Source organism: Streptomyces himastatinicus ATCC 53653, from assembly GCF_000158915.1.
Classification (GTDB): domain Bacteria; phylum Actinomycetota; class Actinomycetes; order Streptomycetales; family Streptomycetaceae; genus Streptomyces; species Streptomyces himastatinicus.
Genome location: NZ_GG657754.1, coordinates 8,953,090 through 8,958,346, shown reverse-complemented (window position 1 = coordinate 8,958,346; position 5,257 = coordinate 8,953,090). Strand labels below are relative to the sequence as shown.

The following is a 5,257-nucleotide window of genomic DNA, read 5'->3' as shown; positions in this document are numbered from 1 at the left end:
CCGGCGGTCAGTTCGTGCAGATGCCAGGCGGCGTCGGTCTTCGGGCGCAGCACGGCGTCCAGGCCGTACGCGTCGATCGACTCGACGACGGCGTCGTGGAGCACGCCCGCGGCATGGACGACGGCGGTCAGCGGATACGCGTCGGGCACATCGCGCAGCGCGCGCTCCAACTGGTCGCGGTCGGCCACGTCGCAGGCCCGCACGGTGACCCGGGCCCCGGAGGCGGCGAGTTCGTCGCGCAGCGCCTCGGCCCCCTCGGCCGCGGAGCCGCGCCGGGACAGCAGGAGCAGATGCCGGGCCCCGTGCCGGGCGGCGTGCCGGGCCACCTGTGCGCCGAGGCCGCTCGTCCCGCCGGTGATCAGGACGGTGCCCGTGCCGAGTGCCTCGGCCACGCCGTCGGCCACCGGTGCCGTCTCCTGGCGGCGCAGGGCGGGAACGTACAACTTCCCTTCCCTCAAGGCCAGTTCATGGCGTCCGGTACGCAGCGCATCGTGGACCGCGGCCTCGTCGAGACCGTCCAGCTCGCCGTCGACGTCCAGGAGGACGACGCGGCCGGGGTTCTCCGCACGGGCGGCCCTGGCCAGCCCCCACACGGCCGCATGGGCGAGGTCGACGGCGGCGTCGGGCTCCTCGGCGCCGGTGAGCACGGCTCGGCGGGTCAGCACGACCAGGCGCGCGGAGGCGGGCCGGTCCTGGGCCAGCCACTCCTGCACACCGCGCAGGGTGTCCCGCAGCACCGCCCGCGCCCGGGCGGCCTCGTCACCGGCGGCGGGTCCGGCATCGGCAGCCTTCAAGAGCGTCACGTCCGGTGCGTCCGCGCCCGGGTCCACGGCCGAGGCGTCCGCGTCCGCCGCGTACGGCGACCACTCGACGGACAGCAGCGCCGTCGTGCTGCCGTCCGCCGTGGCCAGGTCGCCCGCCGTCACCGGGCGTACGAGGAGCGAGTCGATCCGGGCGACCGGCGTGCCGGACGGATCGGCCGCCTCCACCGTGAAGGTGTCCGCCCCGGTGGGGGCGATGCGCACACGCACCTCGCTCGCACCGCGGCCGTGCAGGGCGACCGTTCCGAAGGAGAACGGCAGCGGCGTACGGCCGTCCAGACCGTCCACCGCCGCGGCCTGGAGCGCCGCGTCGAGGAGGGCGGGGTGCAGGGCGAACCGCTGCGCCTCCTCCGCCTGCCGCCCGGGCAGGGTGACCTGGGCGAGGATCTCGTCGCCGAGCCGCCACACATCGGAGAGGCCCTGGAACGCCGGTCCGTACTCCAGACCTGCGGCGGCCATCGTGTCGTAGTGGTCGGCGGCGTCCAGGCGCTCCGCACCGGCGGGCGGCCACGCGGCGCCGAACAGCGGCCCGTTGATGTCGGCGGGGACGGCGTCCGTGGCGAGTACGGCGCTCGCGTGCTGGGTCCACTCGGCCGTGCCGTCGTGCCGACGGGGCCGGGAGTAGATGTCCAGCGGACGGCCGGTACCGGTTCCGGCCCCGATCTGCACCTGTATGTCGATCTCGCCCTGTTCGGGAAGCGCCAGCGGTGCGTGCAGGGTCAGGTCCCGCAGCGCGTCGCAGCCGACCTCGTCGGCCGCACGGAGGGCCATTTCCACGAAGGCGGTTCCCGGGAGCAGCACCGTGCCGAAGACGGCGTGGTCCTCCAGCCACGGGTGCGTGGCGCGGGATATGCGTCCGGTGAGCACGACGTCGTCGCTGCCCGCGAGGCGTACGGCCGCACCGAGCAGCGGATGCCGCACCGCGTCCAGACCCGCGGAGCCGACGTCGGCGGCCGAGGCGGCGGGCTGCCAGTACCGGCGCCGCTGGAAGGCGTACGTCGGCAACTCCACCAGCCGCCCGCCCGCCACCCACGGCGACCAGTCCACATCGACGCCCGCGACGAACACCTCGGCCAGGCTCCGCAGCAGTTGGGCCTCCTCGCCCTCGTTGCGGCGGAGCGTGCCGATGGCGCTGACTCCGGTCGTACGAAGGTGATCGGCGTTCTGCGTCACGGCGCCGAGCAGGACGGGGTGCGGGCTGCTCTCGACGAAGACGCGGTGCCCGGCCTCCAGCAGCTTCTGAAGAGCGGCGTCGAAACGGACCGTCTCGCGGAGGTTGGTGAACCAGTACTCCGCGTCCATGTCGGCCGTGTCGATGACCTCGCCATACACCGTCGAGAACAGCGGTATGTGACCCGTACGCGGCTCAATCTCCCCGAGGACATCGATGAGTTCGGCCTTCAGGTCCTCCACCTGCGGCGAGTGCGAGGCATAGTCCACCGCGATACGCCGCGCCTGAACCCCATCCGCCTCACACCCGGCGAGGAACACCTCCAGCTCGTCCGGCGCACCCGACACCACGACCTGCTCGGGTCCGTTGACCACCGCGATCTGCAAACCCTCGGACAACCGCCCGGCCACCTGATCCTCAGGCGCCAGCACCGACACCATCCCGCCACGCCCGGACAACCGCAGGATCGCCCGACTCCGCAACGCCACCACCCGCGCCGCATCCTCCAACGACAAACCACCGGCCACACACGCCGCCGCGATCTCACCCTGCGAATGCCCCACCACCGCCGCAGGCCGCACACCCAACGACCCCCACAGCTCCGCAAGCGACACCATCACCGCGAACAGAACCGGCTGCACCACATCGACACGGCGCAGTACGTCCTCGTCCCCACCCCGCACCACATCCAGCAGCGACCAGCCATCAACGTACGGCCCCAGCGCCGCCGCACACTCCGCCATCCGCGACGCGAACACCGGGGAGAACTCCAACAGCTCCCGCGCCATCCCCACCCACTGCGAACCCTGACCCGGGAACACCAACACCACACCACCGGAAGACACCGCACGCCCCGCGACAACACCCGCCACCGGACGCCCCGCAGCCAACTCACCCAATCCGGCGGCGAGTTCACTGTCACTCTCCCCGAGGACGACCGCCCGGTGCTCCAGCACCGCACGCCCCCCGGCCAGCGTGAAGCCCACATCCCGCGGATCGAGATCAGCACCGTCACCGACCCTGGCCAGCAGCCGCGCCGCCTGCTCCGCCAACGCCGCCTCACTGCGCGCCGACAACACCCACGGCAAGACCCCGCCACGAACCGGCCCGGCCTCCTGAACCGGCGCCGCCCCCTCCAAAATCACATGCGCGTTCGTCCCGCTGTAGCCGAAGGACGACACACCGGCCCGGCGGGGACGCTCCAGCTCCGGCCACGCCCTGTCCTCCGTCAGGAGCCTGACCTGACCCTCGCTCCAGTCGACGTGGTGCGAGGGCTCGTCCACGTGCAGGGTGCGCGGCATGACGCCGTACCGCATCGCCTGCACCATCTTGATGACACCGGCCACGCCCGCCGCCGCCTGCGTGTGCCCGATGTTGGACTTCACCGACCCCAGCCACAACGGCCGGTCCTCATCCCGCCCCTGGCCGTACGTCGCCAGCAGCGCCTGCGCCTCGATCGGGTCGCCGAGGGTCGTGCCTGTGCCGTGTCCTTCGACGACGTCGACGTCGGCGGAGGTCAGCCGCGCGCTGGCCAGGGCGTCCTGGATCACCCGCTGCTGTGCGGGCCGTTGGGTGCTGTCTGGCCGTTGGACGCGCCGTCCTGGTTGACCGCCGTACCGCGGACGAGCGCCAGGACCCGGTGGCCGTGGCGCTCGGCGTCGGAGAGGCGTTCCAGGGCGAGCACGGCCACGCCCTCGCCCCAGCCGGTGCCGTCCGCGGCCGTGGCGTACGACTTGCAGCGGCCGTCGGCGGCGAGGCCGCGCTGTCGGGAGAACTCGATGAAGACACCCGGGGTGGACAGCACCGTCACACCACCGGCCAGGGCCAACGCGCACTCGCCCTCGCGCAGCGACTGCACCGCCTGGTGCAGCGCGACCAGCGACGACGAACAGGCCGTGTCGACCGTGACGGCGGGCCCCTGGAGGCCCAGTGCGTACGCGACGCGTCCCGAGACGAGGCTGCCGACGCTGCCGCCGCCCGGGTCGTAGTCGTGGTGGAAGGACCCGGCGAAGACACCGGTGCGGGTGCCCTTGAGGGTCTGCGGGTTGATGCCCGCGCTCTCCAGGGCCTGCCACGACGCCTCGAGCATCAGGCGCTGCTGCGGGTCCATCCCGTGCGCCTCGCGCGGGGTGATCCCGAAGAACGCCGGATCGAAGTCCGCCGCGTCGTGCAGGAACCCACCGGAGCGGGTGTAGGTCTTGCCGGGGGTCCCCGGTTCGGGGTCGTACAGCGCGTCGACATCCCAACCGCGGTCCGCCGGGAACGCGCCGATCGCGTCCTCTCCCTTGGCGACGACGTCCCACAGGTGGTCCGGCGAGGACACGCCTCCGGGCAGCCGGCAGCTCATGCCGACGATCGCCACAGGTTCGCTGCGGCGGCCTTCGAGTGTCTGCAACCGCCCGCGAGCGACGTGCAGTTCCTCGGAAACCGCCTTGAGGTATTTCAGCAGCTCGTCTTCGGTGGGCATGAACTCACTCTCAACTCGGGTCGGTGGGCGATCCGTCGCCGGAGATGTCGCCGGAGATGGAGATGCCGAGGCTGTTGGTGACGAAGTCGAGGACTTCCGCCGCGGTCGCGGATTCGAGGTCGGCCGACGCCGGTTCGTCGGCCGCCGCCACGGGCTCTCCGCCCGTCCAGGGCTCGGCCAGGCCACGGAAGACCTCGGCGAGGGCGGCTCGTTGGGTGGCGGTGAGCTCCAGCGCGGCCAGGCTGTTCCCGACCCTGGTGAGGTCGGCGACGACCCGTTCGTAGCTCGGCTCTTCGGCGTCTCGCGCCGTTTCGGGTGCCGCGGTGAGCCGGTCGAGCAGGTGGTCGACCAGGGCGCGCGGGCTCGGATGGTCGAAGACCGCGGTCGCGCTCAGCTTCAGGCCGGTGCGATGGTTGATCTTGTTGCGGAGTTCGACGGCCGTCAGCGAGTCGAAGCCCAGGTCGCGGAACGCCCCGTCGGCGGAGATGCCGCGCGGGTCGCCGTGCCCGAGTACCAGGGCGACGTCCTTCAGGACCAGGTCGAGCAGGAGGGTGCTGCGCTGTTCGGCCGGAAGGCCGCGCAGCCTGCTCTCCAGGGACTCGGCCGGTGCCGCCGGGGCGCTCGCCGCGGCCCGCCGGTTCGGGGCGGGCGCCAGTTCCCGCAGGAGTGGCGGAACGGTGTCCGCGGCGCGCAGCGCGGCCGTGTCGACACGTACCGGGACGACGGTGGGCAGGGCGCCCACCAGGGCCCGGTCGAAGGCGGCGAGGCCCTCCTCCGTGGAGGTGGGCAGCAGCCCCG

At 72.8% G+C, this 5,257-nt stretch carries 2 protein-coding genes and 1 pseudogene; all 3 read right to left on the bottom strand.

Going from position 1 to position 5,257, the window contains the following annotated elements:
• Nucleotides 1-803 (bottom strand): SDR family NAD(P)-dependent oxidoreductase (locus tag SSOG_RS58685; protein ID WP_425385474.1); only part of this gene is annotated, 803 nt, incomplete at its 3' end.
• Nucleotides 804-971: 168 nt separating this feature from the next.
• Nucleotides 972-4,438 (bottom strand): annotated as a pseudogene (locus SSOG_RS58680) (type I polyketide synthase); the annotation flags it as partial.
• 31 nt (nt 4,439-4,469) lie between these two features.
• On the bottom strand, nt 4,470-5,257 hold a 788-nt coding region (locus SSOG_RS47180; protein ID WP_215490552.1), incomplete at its 5' end, for an acyl carrier protein.